The organism is Ralstonia sp. A12 (assembly GCF_000801955.1).
Taxonomy (GTDB): Bacteria; Pseudomonadota; Gammaproteobacteria; order Burkholderiales; family Burkholderiaceae; genus Ralstonia.
In genome coordinates this window covers 617,236-641,871 of sequence record NZ_JSZO01000001.1, presented here as the reverse complement: position 1 = coordinate 641,871, position 24,636 = coordinate 617,236, and the positions used below count along the sequence as shown (strand labels likewise).

The 24,636-nt window shown below is 60.6% G+C and carries 23 protein-coding genes; 10 read left to right on the top strand and 13 right to left on the bottom strand.

Going from position 1 to position 24,636, the window contains the following annotated elements; genetic code table 11:
- Nucleotides 1–30 precede the first annotated feature (30 nt).
- The 8 genes from PI87_RS02925 to PI87_RS02890 all read left to right on the top strand — a co-directional run bounded on the left by PI87_RS02925 (nt 31) and on the right by PI87_RS02890 (nt 12,880).
- A complete protein-coding gene (locus PI87_RS02925; protein ID WP_232313928.1) occupies nt 31–516 on the top strand; it encodes a hypothetical protein in 486 nt (161 codons plus the stop codon).
- 242 nt (nt 517–758) lie between these two features.
- On the top strand, nt 759–3,257 hold the full coding sequence (locus PI87_RS02920; protein WP_039596146.1) for an N-6 DNA methylase: 2,499 nt from the start codon (nt 759–761) through the stop codon (nt 3,255–3,257).
- Nucleotides 3,250–4,554, top strand: coding sequence for a restriction endonuclease subunit S (locus PI87_RS02915; RefSeq protein ID WP_084209869.1), 1,305 nt, complete (start codon nt 3,250–3,252; stop codon nt 4,552–4,554). Before PI87_RS02920 ends, PI87_RS02915 begins: the two co-directional genes overlap by 8 nt.
- 17 nt (nt 4,555–4,571) lie before the next feature.
- On the top strand, nt 4,572–7,889 hold the full coding sequence (locus tag PI87_RS02910; RefSeq protein WP_039596144.1) for a type I restriction endonuclease subunit R: 3,318 nt from the start codon (nt 4,572–4,574) through the stop codon (nt 7,887–7,889).
- Between the two features lie 4 nt (nt 7,890–7,893).
- Complete coding sequence (locus PI87_RS02905; protein ID WP_084209868.1) at nt 7,894–8,646, top strand: M48 family metallopeptidase; 753 nt, start codon at nt 7,894–7,896, stop codon at nt 8,644–8,646.
- A 5-nt stretch (nt 8,647–8,651) separates the two neighbouring features.
- Nucleotides 8,652–11,021, top strand: a complete 2,370-nt coding sequence (locus PI87_RS02900; RefSeq protein ID WP_039596143.1) for an McrB family protein — start codon at nt 8,652–8,654, stop codon at nt 11,019–11,021.
- A 16-nt stretch (nt 11,022–11,037) separates the two neighbouring features.
- Nucleotides 11,038–12,378 carry an McrC family protein gene (locus tag PI87_RS02895; protein ID WP_052321378.1) on the top strand — a complete coding sequence of 447 codons (1,341 nt, stop codon included), beginning with the start codon at nt 11,038–11,040 and terminating at the stop codon, nt 12,376–12,378.
- Between the two features lie 130 nt (nt 12,379–12,508).
- Nucleotides 12,509–12,880: a hypothetical protein gene (locus PI87_RS02890; protein ID WP_039596457.1), complete on the top strand. Its 372-nt coding sequence runs from the start codon at nt 12,509–12,511 to the stop codon at nt 12,878–12,880.
- Nucleotides 12,881–13,228: 348 nt separating this feature from the next.
- Here the strand turns inward: PI87_RS02890 and PI87_RS02880 are convergent, their stop codons facing one another.
- A complete protein-coding gene (locus tag PI87_RS02880) occupies nt 13,229–13,639 on the bottom strand; it encodes an HU family DNA-binding protein (RefSeq protein ID WP_039596141.1) in 411 nt (136 codons plus the stop codon).
- A gap of 396 nt (nt 13,640–14,035) precedes the next feature.
- On the opposite strand from PI87_RS02880, the gene PI87_RS02875 reads away from it, so the two are divergent.
- Nucleotides 14,036–14,539: a hypothetical protein gene (locus PI87_RS02875; protein ID WP_157003062.1), complete on the top strand. Its 504-nt coding sequence runs from the start codon at nt 14,036–14,038 to the stop codon at nt 14,537–14,539.
- A gap of 489 nt (nt 14,540–15,028) precedes the next feature.
- On the opposite strand, the gene PI87_RS02870 is transcribed toward PI87_RS02875, so the two are convergent.
- The 3 genes from PI87_RS02870 to PI87_RS02860 all read right to left on the bottom strand — a co-directional run bounded on the left by PI87_RS02870 (nt 15,029) and on the right by PI87_RS02860 (nt 16,449).
- Nucleotides 15,029–15,373, bottom strand: coding sequence for a hypothetical protein (locus tag PI87_RS02870; protein ID WP_084209882.1), 345 nt, complete (start codon nt 15,371–15,373; stop codon nt 15,029–15,031).
- Between the two features lie 92 nt (nt 15,374–15,465).
- Nucleotides 15,466–15,822, bottom strand: a complete 357-nt coding sequence (locus PI87_RS02865; protein ID WP_232313927.1) for a hypothetical protein — start codon at nt 15,820–15,822, stop codon at nt 15,466–15,468.
- Nucleotides 15,823–15,900: 78 nt separating this feature from the next.
- Nucleotides 15,901–16,449: a DUF4339 domain-containing protein gene (locus PI87_RS02860; protein WP_039596455.1), complete on the bottom strand. Its 549-nt coding sequence runs from the start codon at nt 16,447–16,449 to the stop codon at nt 15,901–15,903.
- Nucleotides 16,450–16,647: 198 nt separating this feature from the next.
- Between PI87_RS02860 and PI87_RS02855 the strand changes: the two genes are divergently transcribed.
- A complete protein-coding gene (locus PI87_RS02855; RefSeq protein WP_039596454.1) occupies nt 16,648–16,989 on the top strand; it encodes a helix-turn-helix domain-containing protein in 342 nt (113 codons plus the stop codon).
- Here PI87_RS02855 and PI87_RS02850 read toward each other — a convergent pair whose 3' ends face one another.
- The 9 genes from PI87_RS02850 to PI87_RS02810 form a co-directional block, all read right to left on the bottom strand.
- Nucleotides 16,990–17,607 (bottom strand): hypothetical protein, encoded by a 618-nt coding sequence (locus PI87_RS02850; RefSeq protein ID WP_157003061.1) that lies wholly within the window; start codon nt 17,605–17,607, stop codon nt 16,990–16,992.
- Nucleotides 17,607–17,909, bottom strand: coding sequence for a hypothetical protein (locus tag PI87_RS02845; RefSeq protein ID WP_039596138.1), 303 nt, complete (start codon nt 17,907–17,909; stop codon nt 17,607–17,609). Before PI87_RS02845 ends, PI87_RS02850 begins: the two co-directional genes overlap by 1 nt.
- Before the next feature lie 107 nt (nt 17,910–18,016).
- Nucleotides 18,017–18,826, bottom strand: a complete 810-nt coding sequence (locus PI87_RS02840; RefSeq protein WP_039596137.1) for a DUF4942 domain-containing protein — start codon at nt 18,824–18,826, stop codon at nt 18,017–18,019.
- 50 nt (nt 18,827–18,876) lie between these two features.
- Nucleotides 18,877–19,914, bottom strand: a complete 1,038-nt coding sequence (locus tag PI87_RS02835; protein ID WP_039596136.1) for a hypothetical protein — start codon at nt 19,912–19,914, stop codon at nt 18,877–18,879.
- Nucleotides 19,915–20,026: 112 nt separating this feature from the next.
- Entirely contained in the window at nt 20,027–21,052 is a 1,026-nt protein-coding gene (locus PI87_RS02830) for a hypothetical protein (RefSeq protein ID WP_039596135.1), read from the bottom strand.
- Complete coding sequence (locus tag PI87_RS02825; RefSeq protein WP_039596134.1) at nt 21,049–21,969, bottom strand: recombination directionality factor; 921 nt, start codon at nt 21,967–21,969, stop codon at nt 21,049–21,051. The genes PI87_RS02830 and PI87_RS02825 overlap by 4 nt, the downstream gene beginning before the upstream one ends.
- Nucleotides 21,970–21,982: 13 nt before the next feature.
- Nucleotides 21,983–22,981 (bottom strand): YqaJ viral recombinase family nuclease, encoded by a 999-nt coding sequence (locus PI87_RS02820; RefSeq protein WP_039596133.1) that lies wholly within the window; start codon nt 22,979–22,981, stop codon nt 21,983–21,985.
- Between the two features lie 71 nt (nt 22,982–23,052).
- A complete protein-coding gene (locus PI87_RS02815) occupies nt 23,053–24,024 on the bottom strand; it encodes a DUF932 domain-containing protein (RefSeq protein WP_039596132.1) in 972 nt (323 codons plus the stop codon).
- A gap of 100 nt (nt 24,025–24,124) precedes the next feature.
- Complete coding sequence (locus PI87_RS02810) at nt 24,125–24,466, bottom strand: hypothetical protein (RefSeq protein WP_198139502.1); 342 nt, start codon at nt 24,464–24,466, stop codon at nt 24,125–24,127.
- Nucleotides 24,467–24,636: the final 170 nt, after the last annotated feature.

The following is a 24,636-nucleotide window of genomic DNA, read 5'->3' as shown; positions in this document are numbered from 1 at the left end:
ACTTCGCTTCCGGCGCACGCGCGGAGGAATATGGGCGGCGTTGATGATGCGACAGGCGTGTATGCCGCCGTTGCACCGATCGAGCGGGCGAGGCCCAATCCAAAGCTGACACCAGGAGCCATTGACCCGCGCGTCACGCAGGCCAACATCCGCGAGACGATCTGCGTGCGCGGTTACACCAAGACCGTGCGGCCACCGCAGCAATTCACGCATGACCTCAAGGTGCGACAGATCCGGCAGTACGGCTACGCGGACAAGCGGCTGCGGGACTATGAAGAAGACCATCTCGTTGCGCTGGAGATTGGTGGCTCACCGGACAGTGCCAGGAATCTCTGGCCCCAGCCTCACCACGTGATTGGCAACTGGGGTAGCCTCGCCAAGGACCGGTTGGAGAACCGCCTGCACACGCTGGTGTGCCATCGCAAGCTTCCTCTAGCGAAAGCCCAGCAGGAGATGGCGCACGACTGGATCGCGGCCTACAAGCGCTATATCGGGCCCAAGGCGCCTTATCGCTAAGTGTTGTTGCCGGACAGGCGCCGCGCTTCCTAGCGTTCGATTCTGATGCTGTCTTCGCCGAATTGGCGGTTCACTTCATCCGACGTCACAGACCCATCGAAGTTCGATCGTGGGCGTCCGGCTCTGTATTGCATAATTCATGAAACACCTCGTCCAACATGCGCGTCGCAACGAGACGAGCATCGACCTGCGCTGCAACGCAAGCCAGGGCTGATGGGCGATGACGAATCCGGAATTTACTAATGCCACTCACTCTGCCACAACTCGAACGTCACTTGTTCAAAGCCGCTGACATCCTTCGCGGCAAGATGGATGCCTCAGAGTTCAAGGAATACATCTTCGGCATGCTGTTCCTCAAGCGATGTTCCGACGTATTTAATCAGCGTCGCGAGGAGGTGATTCGGCTGGAAATTGAGGCCGGAAAAACCGAAGCGGAGGCACGCCAGTCGGCCGAGAACTCGCGCTGGTACAAGAAGGAGGGTTCCTTCTGGGTCCCGCAGCAGTCTCGCTACGAGTTCCTGCTCAACGAAGCTCAGCATAACGTTGGTGACTATCTGAATAAGGCTCTGACCGGTATCGAGACCGCTAACACGAGCCTGTATGACGTGCTGGAGCATATCGATTTCACGCGCAAGGTCGGCCAGAGCAAAATCCCTGACATCAGGCTTCGGCAACTCATCACCCATTTCAGCCTGCACCAGCTGCGTAACGAGGACTTCGAGTTTCCGGATCTGCTTGGCGCAGCCTATGAGTACCTGATCGGCGAGTTTGCTGATTCCGCAGGCAAGAAGGGCGGCGAGTTCTATACCCCTCGCTCGGTCGTCCGGATGATGGTACGGCTACTCAAGCCTGAATTGAAGCACGACATCTACGACCCGTGCTGTGGTTCTGGCGGCATGCTGATCGCTGCAAAAGAATATATCGATGAGCATGGCGAGGATGGCCGTAAGGCCAACTTGTTCGGGCAGGAGTTCAACGGTACGGTGTGGTCCATCGCCAAGATGAACATGTTGTTGCATGGCATCAGCACAGCGAATCTGCAGAACGACGACTCTCTGGCTGAGCCTCAGCACGTCGAGGGTGGCGAACTGATGCACTTCGATCGCGTGCTGACCAATCCGCCGTTTTCTATCAACTGGGGCAATACGGAGAAGAACGCTGACGGCACGCCTGCCTGGGCGCCGAAGTTCCCGGAGCGATTCAAGTATGGTCAGGTGCCGCTCGGCGCCAAGAAAGCCGACCTGATGTTCCTACAGCACATGCTGGCCGTCACCCGTGATGGTGGCATGGTCGCGACCGTGATGCCACATGGCGCGCTGTTTCGGGGAGGCGAAGAACGGACCATCCGCGCTGGCATCATCGACGACGATATTCTGGAAGCCGTGATCGGCGTCGCACCTAATCTTTTCTATGGCACTGGCATCCCAGCCTGCATCCTTGTTTTACGTCAACGCGCGCAAAACGGCGCCAACCGTGTCAGCGGCAAGCCCAAAGAGCGCCAGGGCAAGGTGCTGTTCATCAACGCCGACAGGGAATACTTCGAAGGCAGGGCCCAGAATTACCTGCTGCCTGAAAATATCGAAAAGATCGTCACCACCTTCGACGAATTCCGAGCCATCGACGGCTTCTCGGCCATCGTCGATAACGCCACCCTCAAGGCCAACGACTGGAATCTCAACATCCGCCGCTACGCCGACAACGCGCCGCCGCCTGAGCCGCACGACGTGCGCGCCCATTTAGTGGGCGGTATCCCCAAGGCCGAGGTGGCCAGCAAAGCCAGCATGTTCAGCGCCCACGGCCTGAATCCGATGGACCTGTTGGTGGAAAGAGACGCCAAGTATTACGACTTCTTGCCTAGCCTAGACAAACGGCAGGCGCTCAAGCCGACCATCGAAAGCAATGCAGGTCTGGTCGCCAAGGAAGCCGCCATCCGCGTCGCATTCGAGCAATGGTGGCAAGAGCACAGTGCACGCATCACGGCATTGTCTGGGCAAATGGACAACGCCGCCAGCCTGGTGGCCCTGCGCAGCGACTTGCTGGCCAGCTTTAGCCAAAGCCTGGAGGCCATCGGACTGCTTGATCCCTTCCAGGTGCGCGGCATCGTTGCCGGATTTTGGTACCAGACCAAGTACGACTTCCTCACCCTGATGGCGCGCGGCGCAAAGGGCGTGGCGGACGCCTGGCGCACCAGCATCGTCACCGCGCTGGAAGACAAGGCCAGCAAAGAAAGCCCGCTGGAGCACAAGCTGGTCAAGTTCCTGATGAGCGATTTCGTCGAGGCCATCACCGAACTGGAAGCCAGGAAAGCGGAACTGGACAGTCAGATCAAAGCGGCCAGTCCCAAGGATGCCGAGGGCGAGGACGGCGAAGCGGCCGAGGCGGTAGAGGACGATGCCGATGAAGAGAACGCTGTGGACGAAGTCCAACTCAAAACCTGGAAGAAGGAGCTCTCCGCCGTCAAGAAGCAACTCAAGGCCAAGAACGACAGCTTCAAGCAGCACATCGGTGCCGCCGTGGAAGGACTGACGCCGGAGGCCGCCGCCGAGTTGCTGCTGACCATCCTGCACAACGACATGCAGGCCATCGTGGAGCGCTATATTGCCGCGCAGCGCAAGCAGATCGTGGGCACGTTCGAGAACTGGTGGGATAAGTACCGGATGACGCTGACAGAGCTTGAGGGCGAGCGAGATCGTGCCGCAAAGGCGCTGCAACGGTTCTTGAAGGATATTGGCTATGTGTGATTGGAGTCAGCACAGTTTGCGTGAGCTGGTTGCCGCACCAATATCTGGATCGAGGCCTTCCGGTGGGGTACGCGAAGATACTGCGGGTATTCCCAGCCTTGGCGGAGAAAACATCCTTATTGATGGCGGGTTGACATTCGATGTTCTCAAGCGAATCCCACGCAAATTCTTTGCGCTTATGACAAAGGGGCACCTCCAAATGGGGGACGTCCTGATCAACAAAGACGGTGCTCAAACTGGCAAGGTCGGCTTCTACGAAGGTGAGTTTGAAGAGGCTGCAATAAACGAACACCTATTCATCTTAAGATCAACAAATGGCGCTATTAATCAGCGTCTTCTCTACTATTACCTGCTGCAGCGCGACACACAGCGTTCAATTGCGCGGATGATTACTGGTTCCGCGCAGCCAGGCTTGAACAGCAAATTTGTCGATGCTGTTCGCATTTCAATACCAAAGAGCGATCTTGAGCAGAAGTACATCGCTGATGCTCTGTCGATTCTCGACGCCGTTATTCAAGAATCCGATGCGATTATCGCTAAACTCAAGATTGTCAGACAAGGTTTACTCTATGACTTGCTTACGCGCGGCATAGACGCCAATGGCGAAATCCGCCTGCATCGGGCTGAGGCTGCGCACCTTTACAAGCTGTCGCCGATTGGGTGGATTCCGAATGATTGGATGAGCGGAACTCTCAATTCCTGGCTCGACGGTAAACCGAAGAACGGGTATTCCCCGCAAGAGGCGGCTGAATGGACGGGCATCCAAATGCTGGGGCTTGGATGTTTAACATTGCAAGGCTTCCAGCCTCTTCAACTAAAACCAGCACCACGCGGTGACAAGCGGCTTTCAAATGCGCTGCTATCCGATGGGGACCTACTCATGAGCCGTGCAAATACACGCGATCTCGTGGGCATGGTCGGCGTGTATCGGGATGTTGGAACACCCTGCACCTACCCTGATCTGATGATGCGTTTGCGGCCATCATCCGAAACGAGCGCTGAGTTCTTGCAGTTTGTCCTGCAGGCACCAGCGGTTCGTCGACAAGTTCAGGCGCATGCAGTTGGGACATCTGGAAGCATGGTCAAGATCAGCGGCAAGATCGTAAGTAACCTAGCGGTGGCAGTACCAGGAAAAACCGAGCAGAACCAGATCCTCGCGCTATTGGCTGCGGGTGATGCTCGATTGAATACTGAGTTAGAAAAAGCGGCGGCTCTACGTGACCTCAAGGCTGGCCTTATGGACGATCTCCTTACCGGCCGCGTCCGCGTTACACCATTGCTGGCTGAAGCCGCCTAACAACAAAGGAGCGCGTGATGGGTTGGGAACTCGATGACGTCGAAAAGCCATTCGTCGCCCAATTGCAGGCACTGGGCTGGACGCACATTGAGGGCTGCCTCGACGATCCGAGAGTCACACGCCGCGCCAGCTTTGTCGAGGTATTCCAGGAAGGCGTGCTCCGCGAACAATTGCGTGCTCTGAACCTGCGCCCCGACGGCCAGTGCTGGCTGGACGATACGCGTCTATCGGAAGCGGTAGCGGCCATTACCCGGTTGGGCACGCACAAATTGATCGAGGCCAACGAGAAGGCCACTGAGTTGCTGATCAAGGGGATTACCCTTGAAGGGCTACCCGGTTGGGATGGCGGACGTGGCCAGACGATTCACTATATCGACTGGGAGACGCCGGCCAACAACCGCTTCTCGGTGGTCAATCAATACCGAGTCGATTGCCCACCTGGCTTCAACGCGGGCAAGGCGTTCATCGTGCCCGATTTGGTGCTGTTAGTGAACGGTATTCCGCTGGTCGTGGTGGAATGCAAGAGTCCGTCCATCCCGGAACCGCTGGCCGAGGCGGTTGACCAACTGCGGCGCTACAGCAATGCACGTAAGGCCGCCTTCGAAGTGGACGACAACGAGGGGTGCGAGGCACTGTTCTCGACCGTACAACTTCTGATTGCGACATCCTTCGATGAGGCGCGCGTCGCCAGCGTAGGTGCTGCTTTTGAGCATTATGCGCAGTGGAAGACCGTAGTGGGTCCGGACGGTGCGGGCAACGAGGCAGAGATCGCACACGCTCTGGGTAAGGCTGCCCTTTCGGAACAAGAGCGCCACGTTGCGGGCTTGCTTGCACCCAGTCATCTGCTGGACGTGGTGAAGAACTTCATGCTGTTCATGCAGGTGGGCGGACAGACGATAAAGGCGGTCTGCCGATATCAGCAGTACCGTGCCGTCAACCGTGCGATTTCTCGCTTAAAGAATGGACAGACTCGCCTTCAGCATGGTGAGCATGACCAACGCGGCGGCATCATCTGGCATACACAGGGTTCGGGCAAGAGCCTGACCATGGTGTTCCTGGTGCGCAAGATGCGCACCGATCCGGAGCTTCGTCGCTTCAAGATTATCGTCGTCACCGACCGCAAGGATCTGCAGGGCCAGTTGTCCGTTACAGCGACGCTGACAGGGGAAACGGTCGAGGTGGCCGAAAGCGCCGATGGCGTGAAGGCGCTTGCGCGGCGCCGAGGGCCAGCCCTGGTTTTTGCCACCATTCAGAAATATCGGAATGCCGACACGCAAGGCGATACGCTGCCTGCGGCGGTCGGTACGGTCGCAGGAGTAGCCTCCAAGGCCTCTGGCAAGACTGACGAAAAATTCGAAGTGTTGAACGAGGATGAGACTATCCTCGTCCTGATCGATGAGGCGCACCGCACGCAGGCCGGTGATCTACACGCGAACCTGCTGGCGGGATTGCCAAATTGCGCCCGGATCGGCTTCACTGGCACGCCGATCATCATGGGTGAAAAGAAGCGCACCCATGAAATTTTCGGTGAGTTTGTCGATCGCTACACGATCAAGGAGGCTGAGGCCGACGGCGCAACGGTGCCCGTGTTGTATGAGGGACGGACCGCCAAGGGGGCGATCAAGGACGGAGCCAGCCTTGATGGGCTTTTCGAGGATCTATTTCGTCAGCATACTCCGGAAGAGTTGGAAGCAATCAAACAGCGGTACGCCACCAAGGGGCACATATTCGACGCCCCGGCGTTGATTGCCGACAAGGCTCGCGACATGCTTCGCCACTACGCGGCGAACATCCTACCGAACGGATACAAAGCGCAGGTGGTCGCCTACAGTCGGCTGGCGGCGATCCGCTATTTTGACGCACTCCGAACTGCCCGCGATGAGCTGCTCGCTGAAGCTGAGGCGTTGTCTCCCGAAGACAAGGAGCTTGATGATGAGGATTTGTGTCGACGGTCCTGCAAGTTGCGAGCAGCGGTTCAGGCTTGGCGTTACCGCGAAACGCTAGCGCAACTGGAGTTTGCGCCCATCGTCTCCGGTGGCAACAACGATGACCCGACATGGAAGCCATGGACGGACGGTGCAGCGCAAGCTCAGCTCATCAAGCGCTTCAAAAAGCCGCTTTTTCACGTCAAGCCTGATAAGGCAGATCCACTTGCATTCTTGGTGGTGAAGTCGATGCTGCTTACTGGCTTCGACGCACCTATCGAAGGTGTCATGTACTTGGATCGCCCCATTCGCGAGGCCGAACTATTGCAGGCCATCGCTCGCGTCAATCGAACGGGCTTCGGGAAGCGCTGTGGCATCGTGGTCGACTACTATGGGGTTGCGCAACATTTGAAGCAGGCGCTTGCTGCCTATGCTGACGAGGATGTGGAAGGTGCGCTGGCTAGCCTGAAAGACGAGGTGCCGGTGTTGCGTGATCGACATCTGCGCGTGGTGGACCTGTTTCGCAAGTGCGGCATCGAATCGTTGGACGATACCGACGCCTGCGTCGACGTGCTCGGCAGCGAAAAGCTGAGGGCTGAATTTGCAGTCAAACTCAAGGCTTTTCTTGCCTCGCTCGATACAGTCTTGCCGCGTCCCGACGGGCTACCGTATTCCGGGGACGCAAAGCGTCTAGCTTATATTTACGCTAGAGCCCGGAATCGCTACAAGGACACGCCAGTTCTCGGCAAGGATATTGGCGCCAAGGTTCGTAGGTTAATCGACGACCATGTGATCTCGTTGGGAATCGACCCCAAGATCCCGCCGATTCAACTCACCGATGCCGAGTTCGACACCCATCTGTCGCGCGTAGCCAATGACCGTGCCAAGGCCTCTGAGATGGAGCATGCGATTCGATCGCATATCCGCAAACACGTTAACGAAGACCCTGTGTTGTACCGTAGGCTCTCGGAGCGGCTGAATGACATCCTCAGAACGCTGGGAGAGCAATGGAATGACGTCATTGCTCAACTTCAAACCATGATCGATGAATTGCGTACCGGCCAGGCCGGGGCCGAGGACACCCCGAGCGATCTCCCCGCATATTGCGCGCCGTTTCTCAGAACGGTAACGGACGTGATTTGTGCCGGTGCGGTGCCGACAGATGTCGAACTGCTCCGCCTCAAAGACGTGACTGTGGAGCTGGTGGAACTGTTGGTGCAGGAGCTGCAGAGCAACCGGAACATCTGGAGCCCGCATAAGCTCGCCGCGCAGGACGAGTTGAATGGGCGGCTCTTCGACTACGTGATGCGTCTGAGGCCGGCGCTTGCCAATGCTGACAAGGCTGGGGTGTTGGCGGATCGGTTGATGGAGCAAGCCCGCGCCAACCATGACACGCTGGTGCAGGTGTGACGCGATGCTGGCGCCAGTCAAGTTGATCAGTCCGCAGCCTGCCAGCACTGCGTCGGGGTTGAGCAGCCACTTCACTGTCGATGATCTGCGGTTTACCGTGCGGCGCAGTGAGCGGCGCAGGACGATGCAAATTACCGTCGAACGAACCGGTGAACTGGTCTTGTGCGTGCCGCCAGGTGTGGACGAGGCTCATTTGCGCGAATTCGTCGCGGACAAACGATTCTGGATTTACACCAAGCTGGCAGAGAAGGACCGACTACAACGCTCGATACCTCGCAAGGAGTTTGTGGGTGGCGAGGGGTTCCTGTATTTGGGCCGCAGCTATCGATTGAAGTTGGTGGATGAACAGGATGTGCCCTTGAAACTTATCAACGGCTGGTTTGCTTTGCGGCGGGATGCGTTGCCGGCCGCGCGTGAGCACTTCATCCGCTGGTACAGCGAGCGGGCAAAAGCCTGGTTGGCTGGCAAGGTGGTTGAGTACCGGTCTCGCATGGAGGTAGCGCCTGCGGGTGTCAAGGTTCAAGATCTCGGTTATCGCTGGGGATCGTGCGGAAAGGGCGATTGGCTTTACTTTCATTGGAAGTCGATCCTTCTGCCAGCTCGCATCGCCGAGTACGTCGTGGTACACGAGGTTGCTCACTTGCATGAACCCCACCATACCCCCGCGTTCTGGCTGCGTGTCGAGAGAGCGATGCCTGATTTCGCGCAACGCAAAGCTTGGCTCGCGGAACACGGAATCGATGTCGAAGGAATCTAACAACGATGGCGGAATTCTTTACCAGTGATCACTTCAAGCTGCTCAATAAGTGGAGAGGGCAGAAGCGGGACGAGACCAATCCGGAGCAGAACCGTGCTTACGAGGACCTGAAGCGCGCGTATGAGATTACCGAGGCATGGGCGAAGTCCGTCCAGGAGACGTTGTTTCCTCTGGGCCGTGTAGAGATTCGCAAGCGCCCAACGAACCAGGGCAACAACTTCGCCGGTTATAACTGGGCCAAGGTTTACCCCTCCGCAGAAGCTCCCAAGGAGCTTGCTTACACAGTTGGTATCGGCGCTGAAGACGGTTTTGTGGTCAAGATCGACACCGTTGGCCTAGACGACACAGATCCGCTTCGCAAGGCTTATGTTGCGCTGCGAGGACCCTACGACAACACCTCCCCCTTTGTAGCTAGGTTGCCCGCGTCAGACGGACTGGCAATGTCTCTGGAGCAATTGACCGCATGGAGCGTAGAAGCGATACGTGGGTTCAAGCTTCGCTATGACGAAGTTGTGGGAAAGCTCAACTTGGATGCCACCTTTAGCGACGAGGATTTGCTGAAGCATTTCGACGGCAAGCCAGCCTTCAAGACGTTCCGTGCCTCATGGTCATCCCACGACAAAGCACTTTTTTGCCAGTTGGCACGGACCGTTCATGCCGCTGGCCTAGACTGGTGGCACATGAGCAAAGGCGTCCAGGTACGTTTTGGCAGAAAGAACCCCGGAAGCGAGCGAGCGGTTGGTGTGCTGGGCGTCATTCGCGGCACGCGGACGCGAAAAATCTCATGGACGCGAGACATTGGCCCGTTATCTAAACTCAACCGCGCGCCGTTGACATCGGACTTGGTCGCGAAGATCGAGGTGGCACTGTCCGAGCGCGATTCACTGGACGATTGGTCGGTACAGCGCCCCGGTTTGTGGCCCGATGACTTGCGCGACGATTCGGCGGAGCCGGGAGACGAGCCCGACGACGAGGAGACCACCGACGTCGATACGGTCCGGCAGCCTATCAATCGCATCTATTACGGTCCACCCGGTACGGGAAAGACCTATGAGCTATCGCGCCTGCTCAAACGGGAATACGAACAAGCTATGGCTGCGGTATCCGGCGAAGAATGGCGAGAGCAGTTTATAGCCACGCGTATTGCCGGTCTCACTTGGTGGGAAGGCGTTGCCGCCGCGCTAGTCGATCTGGGCGGTAAAGCCAAAGTTGGGGAGCTCTACGAGCATCCGTTCATTCAAGCGATCGCCACTGCCAAAGGGCGTATTCAGAACGTCAGGCCGACGCTGTGGAATACGTTGCAGCATCACACCATCGAGGAGTCGCAGACTGTTAACACCAAGCTACGGCTGGCCCCTGCCGTGTTCGACAAATCGGTGGACTCAGTCTGGCAGTTTGCGGGCGAATGGATGGATTCTTGCGCGGATCTCATTGAGACGGCGAAGGCCTATCGAGCGGGTGCGCCAATGTCGGGGGCGGTGCGCCGCTACAGCTTCGTGACCTTCCATCAATCTTACGGTTACGAGGAGTTTGTTGAAGGGCTTCGGCCCGTGCTCAACGGCGAAGCCGAGAGCGGTGAAATCCAATACGAGATCCGTTCTGGCGTCTTCAAGGACCTGTGCCGCCGGGCTCGCTCAGCACCGGATCAGCGATTCGCAATGGTGATTGATGAGATCAACCGGGGCAACATCAGTAAGATCTTCGGCGAATTGATCACGCTGATCGAGCCAGATAAGCGCGAGGGTACGGAAAACGCGGTGTCCGTTACGCTGCCGTATTCTGGCGAGCCGTTCTCCGTACCGGAAAATGTCGACATCATTGGCACGATGAACACAGCGGACCGCTCCTTGGCGCTGTTGGATACGGCGTTGCGCCGACGGTTCGAATTTGTGGCGATCATGCCGGACGCTCGGGACGAGCCAGGGGCGCCACTGCATGGTCTGCGTGTGACGATTGGAGAGCAGGTCATCGACGTTCCCCGCATGTTGGCTGCCATCAATCAGCGAATCGAAGCCCTCTACGATAGAGATCATTGCATCGGTCACGCCTACTTCACCGCGCTGGGCCAGGTGCCTGACGGCGACGAGCGTTTGGTGGCGTTGCAACAGGTGTTCAGCAATCGCATCCTGCCACTATTGGAGGAGTATTTCTTCGAAGACTGGCAGAAGATCCGGCTGGTGCTTGCAGACAACCAAAAGCCGGAGGCAGTGAGGTTTGTCACGGAGAGTCGGGACCACGACGGGGAACTGACGCGTCTGTTCGGCAACGATCACGGTCTGGATATTTACGGTACCAAGCGGTGCTACGGCGTTCAGGATGCGGCCTTCTCCAATCCGGACGCCTACATCGGTATTTACCAGACGCTCGCCGCGTGAGGCCACGAGAGACTGGATGAGTGGCATTACGATCTACGAGTTCGACGCTCTGGTGGCCGACGGCACCAACCTGACGGAGGCGGAAGGGGTGCACGCCATTCCGACGAACGTGTTCGACTGGCTGGACCTTGAGAGCTTGCGGGGAGAGGATGGCGAGGCTGCGTGGTTGCGTCCGGTGCGGCGGCGCGGTCGGCGTGCCGTTCAGGTAACGAGTTTCGTTGGCGTTGTCCGCGCCCCCGACGGATTCCAGATTGAGGTGTTGCCCAAGGTTGGCAAGGTGATCGGTGGCGGGGCCGTCGAGGCGCGACAGCTGCTGCTCGACATGCTGTGGTGCCTCAACGGCTTCCGGCACATTCGGACCGACCGGGCTAAGGTCGCGGCTGCCCACATGCCTTTGCTCGAAGTCTTCATCGGCGAGTTCCTGCTGAGCGTCGAACATGTCGTCAAACGAGGGCTTCGCAGCGATTACACGAGTCGGCAGGGCAACTTGGTGTCGTTGCGCGGCAAATTGCGAATGGCACCGCATCTGCGAGAAAACCTCTGCCGGGCGGATCGGTTCTTCACTGAGCATGACGAGTACACTCCGAACCGCCCTGAAAATCGGCTGCTCCATGCGGCGCTGCGTCGCGTTCTGGCATTGTCGACATCGCAGGCAAATCAACAGTTCGCGCGAGAACTGTGTTTTGTGTTCGCCGAGATTGCGCCCTCTAATCTGCCGGATCGTGATTTCCAATGCGTGCGGCTTGACCGAGGGATGAGCTACTACAACGATGCGTTGGCTTGGGCTCGCCTGATTCTCGACGAGGAATCTCCCTTGACAGGAATTGGCAGGCATCGTGCGCCTTCGCTCCTGTTCCCAATGGAGGCGGTATTCGAGGCTTTCGTCGCGAAGCATATCGCCGGCCAGTTGATTCGTCCGTTGCATCTAAAGGCCCAAGCCAGAAGTCATCACCTGGTTCGCCATTGCGGGCAGGACTGGTTTCGCCTCAAGCCGGATCTGCTTGTCCAAGATGCCACGCGCGATGTGCTGGTACTCGACACCAAGTGGAAGCTGCTGGAGAGCCTGAAAGCGAACGGTACAGCCAAGTACGGTCTCGCTCAGAGCGATTTCTACCAGCTTCAGGCATACGGTCAAAGCTATCTGGAGGGCAAAGGCGACGTTGTCCTGATCTTCCCTAGGACGGCTAGTTTCGATAAGCCACTGCCGGTATTTGAGTTCCCCAAGACGACCGAATTGCGACTATGGGTCTTGCCCTTCTGTTTGAAAACACGGCGGCTGGTCACGCCAGTTGAGGCACCGTTCCTCGGTAGATTCGAAGGCGCTGGTTTGGCTGCAGACGTCGCGTCAGCGTCGTAGCAAGGCCCAATGGCATGATTTGGGTGTTTGCGCAGACTCCAACTGAGATAAACAGCCTTCATTGCGGTGCGTTTATCTGTGGCATGCTGGCGCGGAGTTGGACGGCATGCAGAGCGGAATTGAGGAAGAGATGGCAACAGCGCGTGCTGGTACAAGAGAAGAAGCGCTGCGACTGCTGAAGACGGATGGAATCGCAGTCATCGAGCTGGACTATGAAACCGGCTGGCAGGATGCCGTGGAGTTGGGCCGCATGGGGCAGAAGGTCGGAATTCGCGTCGAGTTCCGTGGCCAAGAGAACATCGCCGTTCGATCGCTGACTGCACTAGTTGCTGGACTTTCCCGTCCCAAGCTGACATTCCGCCAGCGCAACCTCTATTGCTTGTTCGATTTAGGCGCGCTCCCTGCGGGCGAGTTGGTACGGCTGGAGGCCAAGGCTACTGCATTGGGTGATTACCTTCTTGCCGGCCACTTGGCGCATGACGTCGACGGCCATTGGACGTGACGGGGGCACTCCAGGGCGAGTGCTGATCTCGTCGGCATTCACCACGCGTACTGCGACGCAATGCTATCCCAGCAGATCCCCCTGCATGGGGGCCGCAGTTATCGGAGCGCTGGCTATCTGGCGTGACCGCTGCATATGGTCGAGGCGCTTGAGTGCGCGCGCAATAGTGCCGAGTTCGTGGCGGATCGCCTCCGCGGCGGATGGCGTCAACAGTCCAGCGGCGGTGTCGATGGCCGCAGCCAATTCAGTCAAGCGAAGTAACGCGTTCTTCGTCGGTTCGACAGGGCGAGCGTCTTCGCAAGGCAGCATGAAAAAGGGAGCCGCAGGCTCCCTTTGTCGTTTCATGGGTTAGCCGTTCAGAGCGGCATCCTTGACCTTCTTCAAGGCGCGCACCTTGACGCGCACCGTCGCCGGTTTGGCTTCGAACCACTGGTCCACGCCGGTGAACGGATTCTTGCCAAAGCGGCGCTTGGTCGCCGGCACCTTCACCGACATCACCTTGAAGAGCCCCGGCAAGGTGAACTCGCCGGCGCCCTTCTTGTGCAGGGCGCCCACGATGGTGTTCTCCAGATGGAGCAACACCGCCTTGACCGCCTTGGCCTCAACCTGCGCTTGCTCGGCTAGGTGAGCCACAAGGCCAGACTTGGTAAACGTGCCCTTCAACGGTTTCACCGGTGCTGCCGCTACGGCGGTCTTCTTCGCCGGCGCTGCCTTTTTCGGTGCTGCCTTCTTTACTGCTGTCTTCGCTTTGGTCGCCATAGAAAAATCCGGTATTGAGTCAATGAGGCATGCACGTTTAGCGTATCGCGGACGATTCGCTGGGAGCGAGGATAGCAAATTCAGTATCAACTGCAATCCTATGCATAGCAGACGGAGCTGCGGCCCGATGGCGGTCAGGCTCCGGCCTTCGTGCTCTCGGCTATGTAATCCTGCAATGGTGTGGGCGGTAGGGGATTTACCCCCGACCAGCGAGCGAGTTGCACTACCGTCGCGATCTTGGGACGCCCGGTCCGTTCGCCGACGTGGCCGGGCATTTTTCTCCTATATGCCGTCGCAGGTGTTGCAGTGGTGCAGGGCTGAAAGAAGAAAGACTCCACTCCAGGGCGGTAGCACGCCGCCCCATCTTGTGTGCTCCTTCTCTTCACGGTGTATGCGATGACCCAACAAGAACAGTTTTCCTCGACCCTTGCCGCTCTCAACAATGCGACGGCTGGACTGGGCGCACGGCTTCAGGCGATCGCCACCACCGCCAAAGCCGCGATTCCGAAGTCCCAGGAGGGAACCGGGCCCGGTGATGTCGTTGTGCTCGACGCCCAGGGCAGATTGCCAGCCATAGATGGTAGCCAACTCACCAATCTGCCAGTCCCGCAGGGCGTTTCGCCAGTGTTCACCATTGAACTTGGCCATTCAGGGCAAGCGAACGGTGGGCGCGGCATCGACATGGGCAGTTGGTATCAACTTGACTTCCGGGTGGGCGTCGACACGTACAACGGCTTTCCGTACACCGCAAATAACGACGGTACGATCATCATCCCATCTGGCGTCTACCTTGTTATCGGGAGCGCCAAGATCCTTGTGCTGACTACCGACACTTACCAGCTTCCTGCCCAGATGGTGTTCGCCGCCGGCCAGAACATCGCGTATCCCGGCATTTACTAGTACGCCGTTCAGCAGTATCCCGACGCGCCGATCACCACCGCATCGACGTCAGGTGTGCTCGGCATGCTACGGGTTGGCTGCGTGCAGGCAAGTTGGAATGGCAACACCCCGCTGTGGATGGGTTTTGCGAAGGTCCTCGGCTCCCAGAATCAAACGCCACTCGCCTTGCAAGGCTTTATGTCGCTCGTCAAGATCGGCTAGCACTTGATGGTCGGTCCTAGAACGTAGTGAACGATGAGATGACCCACAACGATGCTTGTGCAAGCCAGCGCCACCCAGGCCAACACGAGGCCGTTTCGCCGCCTGATATTGGCTTGCTCGGGCGCTGATAGGCTTTCTGCCGGGCTGGGCAACACCTTGATGCAAAGGACGACCGAGAAGATTGTGCAGCCGATCAGGCAAGCCGCGACCACGAGACCTTGCGATTGAGAGCTGTTCATGGTTTTTGGCAAAGCGGCATGGGAGCGCCGCGTCATCGTCCGGTTAGAACTATTTGGCGTATCTGACAGTGATGGTGCCGGCCAGCTTGTTTTTCCCGATCTCATAATCGGGGTTCATGGTCGCTAGGCGATGCGCGGCAATGCCCACCGCAGAGGCGACGCCGACAACGCTGGCGATACCGGAGAAAAGTGAGCCCGCCATGGCCGCTGCCCGATACTCTGTGTAGACGCGGCAGCGCAAACCGGCTTTCTCGATCCAACCCTCGATTCTGGAAGCGGTCACGCTGATGTCGCCCACGCCAACGACCTGGAACGACTGGTGCTGCGAGATCAGGGTGTCGAGCTTTTCCGAGTCGAGTTCATCGGTGGTGAATTTCTGAATGTCGATCGACATAGGGCAGCAAAGAAAAAAGAAGACCTGAGACAGGACGAGAGCCACGCCGACCGGCGTGGCTCTCACTATGACGTTGGTTGTTGCCGGCGCGGTCAGTTGCAGTTACGCAGGTCCTGGAAGTCGAACGCGCTGAGTTTTGCCCAGCCGACCAGCTTGCCTGCAGCGCTCTGCGGGTTCGGGAGGTCGTAGTTCGGCACCGTTGCCAAGCGGACATAGCCACCAGGTGCGTCAGCCGTGATGGTGAAGGCCGACAAGAGCGTGAGCGGGCGTTTGGCCGCCGCAGCGCTGGGTGTTTCGTAAACCTGGATCGGATGCGCCAGGACGAGCCTGCCTCCCGGTCCGGTCTTCGTTTTCGGGAACACGCATTGGCCCACATGGCTGCTAGCGTGGGCAAGCGAGACAACGGCAACGGCGCAGGCCGCTGCGGCGATACGGAGCATCGATTTCATGGTCGAGTTGGGGGTAGTGGGTGAGAAGGTGGGTAAGGGAATGACAGACTGCGGATAGCGCAAACTCGCTGTAAGTAATCAAAGCGCTGACAGCAGGTTGAGCACAAACACGCCGATCCACGTCCAGAAATAGGCCGGGCGCTGCTTCAGGGAGGTCGCGCGCTTCCACAGGTAGACCGGCACGATGAAGACGAGCTTCCCAAACGTGGAGGTATCCACGCCGGCCACTTTGAGCCGGCGCTCATCCACGATGCACAGACCGACATTCAGCAACACGGTGACCCACCAATACCGGCCGGAAGCCAGCGCGCGTTGCGCCATCCATTCGTTACCCGCCACGACGTAGGCGAGAACACCCTGCAGGAAGCTGCCGATCAGTGGCGCGGCCGCAATGAACCAGACGACGAGGTTGCTCACATGGGTGGCCGGCAGCGTTGGCGGCAGATCGGCCGAGGCGAGATGCGCCGCAAGCTCGGTCTGTGCCAGCGGCGTCCAGGTCGCCAAGCCTTGTTTCCAGACCAAGGTTTCGGCGGTGAGGGCGTGTTGCGCAATCAGGCCAACGACCTCCGCCTCCGGCAGTCCGCCCAGACGTTGGCCGTTCTTTTCGTAATACCAAGCGTTGTTCATGTTCATGTTCGTTTTGGTGTTGAGTGTTTGGAAACCGTCCCATGGGCGGCTTGGGATGTTTTGTCGTGTCTACTCTACAAATCTTCGTATGAAGAAGCCCGCGCAAAGCGGGCACTGGGTGTGTCCGAATTGGATTGTAGAGTAAACACGTCCTAAAATGACGTGTTTACAGCGTCGTGAATCAGTCGTCAGGTGGGCATTCTGCACGCCATGACTGCCAAGCGCTCAGAGACCCCTTCCGCTCGACCGGCTCCGATCTCGGTGGCCCTGGGCAAACGCATCAAGCAGTGCCGCCACGCTGCGGACAAGTCACAGGAAACGTTGGCCTTCGAGGCGCACGTCGACCGGACCTACATTTCCTCGATCGAGCGCGGTATTGCCAATCCGTCGGTGGAGACGCTGGCGAACATCTGCTACTGCTTGGGCGTGACGCTCTCCGAACTGTTTGCACCGCTCGATGGCGTGTCGCTCAAGCCCACCGGGCACCGGCGCGTCAACGCCGCCACGCCGCCCGAGATCAAGCGCAGCCGCCTGCGGTAACTACGGCGGCTTGCGCCGGATCGACACGGCGCCCTCTATGGTCACGCGCTGCGTCGCCGCAGTGGTGAGCAGCAGCGGACGCTTGGCGGTCTCCAGGCGGGCGTTGAAACTGGCCAGCCCAGGCTCGGGTGCGGCGGGATCGAGCAGCAGCAGGGCGTGGGGCGTGAAATGGCGATGGGACTGCCGTCCTTCGATGCCCACCACGAGCGCTGCATGGGTGCGCCGCCGGGTGCACAGCGCCACGATCACCGGCCAGCCTTTGGCGAGTTCCCGGACGCAAAAGCGCAGCACGGCTGAGGGATTCCCTTCGCCAGTAACGGGGCGCACCCCGCAGTTCAGTTCCCAGACGAAGCTCGCTAGTTCTGAGAGCGTAAGGCCGTGCAGGTAGTGCGGCCAGGCGCGGTCCCAGAAGCGGGCGTCGGGACCGTCTGTGTGCCGCCGAATATCGACTGGATCGGCGAGCTTGCCCAACAGTGCCAGCGCCATGGCGACGCAGTGCAATGGGCTGCCGCCATCCCAGTCGCCCTGGCGGCTGAAAAGCGGCTTGCCAGAGTCCTTCACGACGAGCTGCCGTCCGGGCTGCATGGCCGGGTGCAGTTTCTGGATCAGCAAGTTCATCAATAATCCTCCGGCAGCAGGACCGTCGTCGCCGCACGATCGGCCTCCGTAATGATCAAGACCTTTTGCTGATTGGGTAACCGGTAGGAGGAGACCACGCGCTCTCCGGTATTGACCGCCAACACGTTCTGCAAGCGGTCTGCCTCGCGCAACTCGCCCCAGTCGCCACGAGCGTGGCGGTTGAGCAGCAGGTAGACCGATACGCCGGCCTCGGACAGGGCGGCAATCGCCGCCGGGGTTGCCACCAGTTGCCCGAGCGGCAAGCGTGGCGGTGTCAATGCGGGTAAAGCGGGTTCCGTCATGGGTGTTCTCCAAAAAATGCGGACGAGCGCGGGCCTCCAGCGGTGCCGGATGCAGGGTCGTCGGGGTCAAAGGGGAAGAAACCGGACGCAGGACGCGCCCCAAGGGGCTACCGCACTTGGGAAGGCAGTGCGTTGGGATAGTGCTTGGCGAGGATCAGATTCATGCGGTCTACCAAATCCGACCGCTTGAACGTCAGGTGTCCATTGCCGTTTTGGAACCAGCGCAGGTGCAGATAATCGTTCTCTGCCTCGACCTGCCGTTGCCCTCGCGCGTGGCTGATCAGGTAGTAGACGCCGGCACGGTGATCCGGCTCGGGCTTGCCGTCGAGCACGTGCAACACGCGCAGCAGGTCGTCCAGCTCATTCGCGCCGTGGTGATTGAGCGATCCGTAACTGAACAGGGACTTCAAGATGACCCGCTTGCCGAACTTGAAGGGCTGGTTGCTCTTGTAGTCCCACGACAGCCGCCGGAAACACTCCAGCACGCCGCGCTCGAACATGTCGCCACGGGCCCCGTGCAGCTCGGTGAACGTGGCTTCGATGTTGGCAGCGGTGAACTCGGGCACGTTGCCATCGGCAATCTGCTGGTGCCATTGCGCGCGGGCGCGGGCATCCATGAAGGTGCGCAGGCCCGATTCGCTGAGCAAGTAGTTCCAGCCCTGGGCGTCGATGGTGTGCAGGATCGCTTGTTCCGCCTCGGCGCGCGTCGCATATTCGCCGGTCACCGTGACCACGCCCCGGCGCGCATAGCTATTGTCGAGCACCAGCCTCGGAAAGCCCAGGTGGGCGGAGCGTGCGAGCTGTTCGGCTTCTGCAAGCAAGTCGAGCGCGGCGCGGATGCGTTCAACCACGGCGGCGCGCTGGTTGGCGAGATTGGAGATGCTGACGCTGGGGACGACATCTGTGGTGGTATTCATGAGAATCCTGTCCGTCGTAGGAAGACCATCCCGGGCACGCAGCCCGGGGCTTATGCCGCTGGCGCCGGTGCAGTGTCGGCAGGAAAGCTGGGCGGGAAGGTGGCCTCGTCCCAGTGAAGCTGGGCGGCGCTGAGCGACGACAGATCGCGTAGGGCGCCTGCGCGCCGCAGTTCGCCCAAGGTGGTGCTCAAGGCCGTTTCTTGCGTGCCGCCGAGCGCCGCCGCAATCCGGCTGGCGCATTTCCACTGCCACGGTTGCACATCGGGGGGCTCATCGAGCCGGATCGTGATGCGCACGGTGTCGGGCAGCAGCGCAGCGGACAGGCAGGCCTCTCGGAAGCGTCGGATGAGCTCCGCCGAGATGCCGGTCCGCCGCAACTCCAGCGGGTAGATGTACTGGCCCAGGAAATGCCCCACCGCCCGGTACGTCCAGCCCAGGACAGCCACGGGCGCATCGCCGAACTTACCGATGCGTAGATCCTGATCTAGTGCCCACACCGCATAGAGCGGCGCCATCGCCGGCTCCCGGGATCTTGGCGGTGCCAACTCCGGCGCCGCGGGCTCCCGAGCCTGCTCCGCGCGTACGGCTCGCCAGGGCGACACCGGCCCATCCATGCCATGCAGCGCCAGCACGAGATCGAGGTCGGCGTATAGCTCCAGCGTGATGGCGTCTCCCGCACGGATGGTCTCCGCCAGCTCCGGGCGGCCTTGGTCGGCCAGCACCCCGGCAAGCTTGTCTCGATACCGGGCGTTCTCCTCATCCCGGGAGTAAGGCAGAGTCGGCTCCACACGAACGGTGACATCCGGCATGGTGAGCGGGGTTCGTAAGGCACGCTGCCAGCGCGGAATGAACGTCTCTGGCAGAAGGCCACGCCCGCGCCCCTGCAGCGACCCGCCCTCGCAGGCGGCGGCGCCCTGGAAGATGCGCTTGAGCACCTGGTCGTACGACCCGATGGCGACGCAGGACCAGCGCGGTTCGTGTGGGTAGAGGTTTTTCTCGTACGTGTTCTCGAACAGAAAGTAGACGATGGACCCATCGGGGCGGCGTAAGGCCGCCGTTTTGAGGTCGACGAGGACGGTTGCACCCATTGGGGGCTCCTAAGGTGTAAGGGCGTGCGCGAGCCTCCGGGCCAACCGGAACCGGGCACACCAAAATGGATGGGAAACACAACGGCAGAAATGCCGGGCGCCAAGCCCGGCGTTATGCCGCTGAGGCGAGTTCAGCGAGCCGGCGGCGCAGGGCGATGGCCCGGGCCTGGGAGCAGCCAAGAAACTGGCGGATGCCGTTGACGGTCGGGCGCAGTTGTCCGGTGGCGATGGCCTGGACGAGTTGCGTCACGTCGGGGTCGTGCGACGCGCTTGGCGGGTGCGGCGTGACTGGAGCGTCGTGTGGGGCGTGACTGCCTGCCGTTTCGACGGCACCTAGCGTGACGGCCGTGACTGGGGGTGCAGTCACGTCAGTCGCACATGCGACCGCTGCGGGTAACGGCCCTGCTGGTGCGACGGCTAGGGCATGACTGGGCGCGACTGGAGTCTCCGAGCGCTGGCGCGACACCAGTGTCAGCGTCCAGAGCAGACAGGCAATGCCCTCCAGAACCGCAGCGAAGGTGAGCGCCGTCAGGAGCTCAACACGCACCACCGTTGTGCCCAGTAGCGCGGCGAGTCGCGCCGTGACCGGATCGGTGAGTCGCGCGTCGCGTTGTGCCGTCGCGCGGTCACGCTCGGCCATGCTGCGCCGTACGTTTTCCACTTCGGCGTCCAGCGCAGCAAGTCTCGCAGTCAGCGTGACGCGACGCGCCTCCAGTGTCGGGCAGTTGCCGGAACAGCGCTGAGTCGTGATCGTCGCCAGCCGCGCAACAACCTCAGCCCGTTCCGTCATGACCGCTGTGAGACTCCGATTGGCCGCCGCCGGCTCTGGGACAGGCGCCGCCAACATCCGCAGTTCCCCGGCATGCCGCTGGGCCAGGACGAAGAACGTGGCGTGACCGAGGCACGCCGCCGCCATGCAGGCAAGCCACAGGACGGCGGCCACGCCACGGACTCCAGCCGACGCGCCCCGCACCAGCGCCGGCAGCAGGTGGGCGCAGGCGACCAGCACGACACCGATGGCGACCCACACCAGCCGTTCGGCAGACGAGCCGCCGCGCTGCCAGCCGGCCAACAACGACAGGCAGAGCGCGGTGCCGGTCGCCGCGACCGCCAGCGCCCGAGAGGCGCCCCGGCTCATGCGGCCGATCCGCCCAGCAAAGCCGCCTTGCGCGTGAGCTTGTCGCGCAGGGTGGGGACAGGTCCGGGTGCCTCATTAGCCGCCGCCTCTGAGCCAAGTGCTGCATCGCCCTGGACTTGCCCCGGATAGAATTCCTCGGCCACCGCTGCCGCTTCTTCCGCGCTGTCCTCGAACTCCCCGTTGGCAAAGCCCGCCCTGGCGGCCGCATCCAACGCCGCCTGATCGAAGCCGGCTGCCTTGCGGCGTGCGTCCAGTTCTCGCGCCTCCGTAATGGTCGCTTCCAGCGTCGTGCCGACCCGGACCGCCAGATCGACGTAATAGATGGCGCCACGGTAGCTTTGCGCGGTGGATTTACCCCGCAGCCTCAATTCCAGCGCCAGACAGGCCAGCAGGTTGCCGGATACCGCGCTGAAGTAGTGCAGGCGTGCTGCCAGCGTACGAATGGAGTTGAACGAGGTGGTACGGAAGATGAACGAACCCATCTCGTCTTCGTCGCCTACTATCACATTCAATCGGCCATACGGCTTGCAGCCGCCCGGGCCGCCGAACTGACAGCCTTCCGGCGACGGGCAGGGCAGGACCGCAATGCCGCTGTCCTCCACGCGTTTGCAGCGCTCGCCATTCCCGACGCAGACCGGGCGACCGCTATCTCTGTCGAACAGGGTGTAATCCGCACGCAGCGAGAGGGTCGGATCGTTGAAGAGCAAGCGCACGGGAATGGAGCGCAGCTTGCCCGGCGAGGCCTTGCGCAACGATTCGTTGAGCGGATGCAAGATCCACTCGCCACGCTGCTGCACCTGGGTGGTGAGCGTGAACTGGTCATCCTTCTCGGGCAGGCGCTTACCGTTCTTCTCGACGACACGACCAATGGTGATGCGCCCAATGATGGGCGGCGTGATCATCAAACCTTTCAACATAGGGGACTCCAGATTACGGGTAGATGAGAAAGCGGCGTGAACCCGCTTTGGGGAGGGCGTACTGCTGAGCAAGCTCGGGGTGGTCGGCCAGGAGCCGTTCCAGGTCGATGCTGGTGCCGTCCTTGCTGCGCCGATACGTGACTTCGCCGGTCTCGAAGAGCGCGCATGACGCTTCACCCATGGCGGACTGGATCGTTTGTTTGAGCTTGGCAGCCGCCACTTCCTGGGCCTCGATCTGCTCGCGCACGCTGACCAGATCGGCGAACACCGCGCTCAAGTGCCGGTCGTCCGAGAAATCCACCGTGCCGCCGCTATCACGCGGATACAGAACGCGTAGCGCACGGTCGGCCGATTCGGAGCCGTCTCCTGGTGGTGGGGTATCGGTTTGCACATAGCGCCAGAACTCGGCTTCCAGCGGAATGAGCCCGGCGATGAGTTCGTCATCGCGTTCGATGCGGTGGACCTCCAGACGCTGTCCGCATAGCAGCACGGCCACATCAGCAGCTTGCTTGCCGGATACCGCGAGCTGATGTTGAGCCTGCAAGACCACGTATTCTGGGACGCCGTCCTGCCAGTGGCGCGCACCGAACAGGCCAGCGGTCTTGCACTCCAGGATCTGCACACCGGGCACGCCAATGACTTCGCGATCCAGATTCGCCAGCATGAAGGGAATGGTGGGGTGCCGCAGTACGGCATTGACCTTGCGGACACGATGACCCGTCTGCTGCGTGTAGGCCGCTGCGACGATGCCTTCCAAGAGCACGCCCCAATACACGGGCTCTCGCGTGTCGTTGGGGTCGGGCTTGGGCAATTCGGCATCCCGGCCGGTCTTCTCCAGCCACAACTCCAGCCGGCTCTTATAGGGGTTCAGGCCAACCGCTGCGGCGGCATCCGATCCGCCGATGCCGGTCCTGCGTACGGCCAGCCAGTCTTCACGCGGCAAGTCCTTGGTGGGCACCAGGCGCAGCGCAGGACGCTGGCGTCGGCGCACCTTTGTTTCAGACAGGGTCATGCTGACCTCCAGAAAGAAGAACGCCCGGCGGGAAAACCCGGCCGGGCGTATTGGGAAAAGCACATCAATGTTCACGCGATGAGTCGCATGGCCTCATCCCAAGCACGTTGCTTGAGCGTGGCGCCAGAGCCAAACCAGGACGCGTCGCGGCGATGGTCATCGCTGCGTGCGCGGCGGTGGTGGTCTGTCCACTCGGTCAAGGCATTCACCGCGCCCCACAGCGTTCCCGCCGCAGAGGGCAACTGGGCGCCCATGCCGCGCCCGGCGTACAACTCGCCGACCACCTTGAGCGCCTGTTCGTTGACGACAGGTGCGGCCCGCTCGGACGGCTGGTTGGTGGGGTAGGTCAGCACTCGCCGGAAAAACGTCTCGACCGCCGCGTCGGTGAGCTTGCATTCGGCCATCGCCTTGGTGCGGGCCATGAAGGCTTCCCAGTTCGACACGGCCAGCCCCAACTGACGTTTGACCGCATCGGCATCAAAGCGCGTCCGATGGGAGACCTTGACGGCACCAGCGCCGTCGCCCAGGGCGATTTGCAGCGTGTTGTTGCACACGACCCTGACGCTTGTTGGCTGGGCTGTCGTGGCCAGCGACCCGTCGCATGCGGAGGCAAGGAGCAAGTAACCCTTGATGGTGTCCTTGCCCTTGAGCGTGCCGGTTTGGCCCGTCTTGGCCAATGCCCAAAAACGGCGGCCTTCTTTGAGCACGCCAGCCGTTTCCAGTTCGAAGCCGCCCACTTCAGTCAAGTCACGATAGAACTCCAACACTTCTCGAGGCTGAACAACTTGATAGCGCGAGGAAACGACAGCCAAGGCCGCCTTGTTGTCTGAACGGTAGAGGACTTTTTGTTCGGGGAAGGCGTGGATGGCGCCGATGTGGGAACTGGCGCTGCTGGCGACAAAGCGAACGTCGGACGATTCAATCTGCCAGTTCATGCCGGCGCGTTCGGCCCAGACCTCGAGCGGTTGGTTGGGTGCGAGCTTGTTGCCAAGGCCGTGCCAAGGCCGCTCGCCGGTATATGCCATGGATTGCACAAGGTGCATGGTGAACTCCTGAAAACAAGTGCATAAAGCCCGGCTAGAGCCAGGCGGATGAAAAGATGGAAGAGAAGGGGAATGCGGTGGGCCGGTGAAGGCGAGGGAATCAGTCCTGCACGACGCTGAAGACATGCTGGCAGGCCAGGCACCGGTAGTTGTCCAGCACGTTCGCGTCGATGGCGGCCCCCACGACCGAGCCTGCCGCACAACCGGCGGCACTGCCCGCGAGGCCGGCGATCACGGCGCCGGCCAGTCCGCCGAACACCGTGCCAAGCGGTCCCGCGAAGGAACCGACTACAGCACCGGTCTCGGCACCGGCGAGCGCCGCTGCCATGCCGCCGGTCGCGCCCGCAACGCTGCCGATCGTGCTGCCGGCCTTGCGGGCGAGGTTGCGGGTGTCGATGCGCGAAGACAGGCAGCGTGGGCATCGGATTTGGCCCGCAGACATCGAGGCTGGTGAGGGTGGGGAAGGGGATGCTAACGACGCTGGCTCAACCGCTTCCTGAAGAGATTCCCAAACGTCGTGAAGATCTTGGGCGGGATGGGCGTCGTCTGGAGTGGGCTCGCATATGTCGTGGAATGCCGAGACTGAGTGCCTTGCCTGGTTCGCAAAGCGCG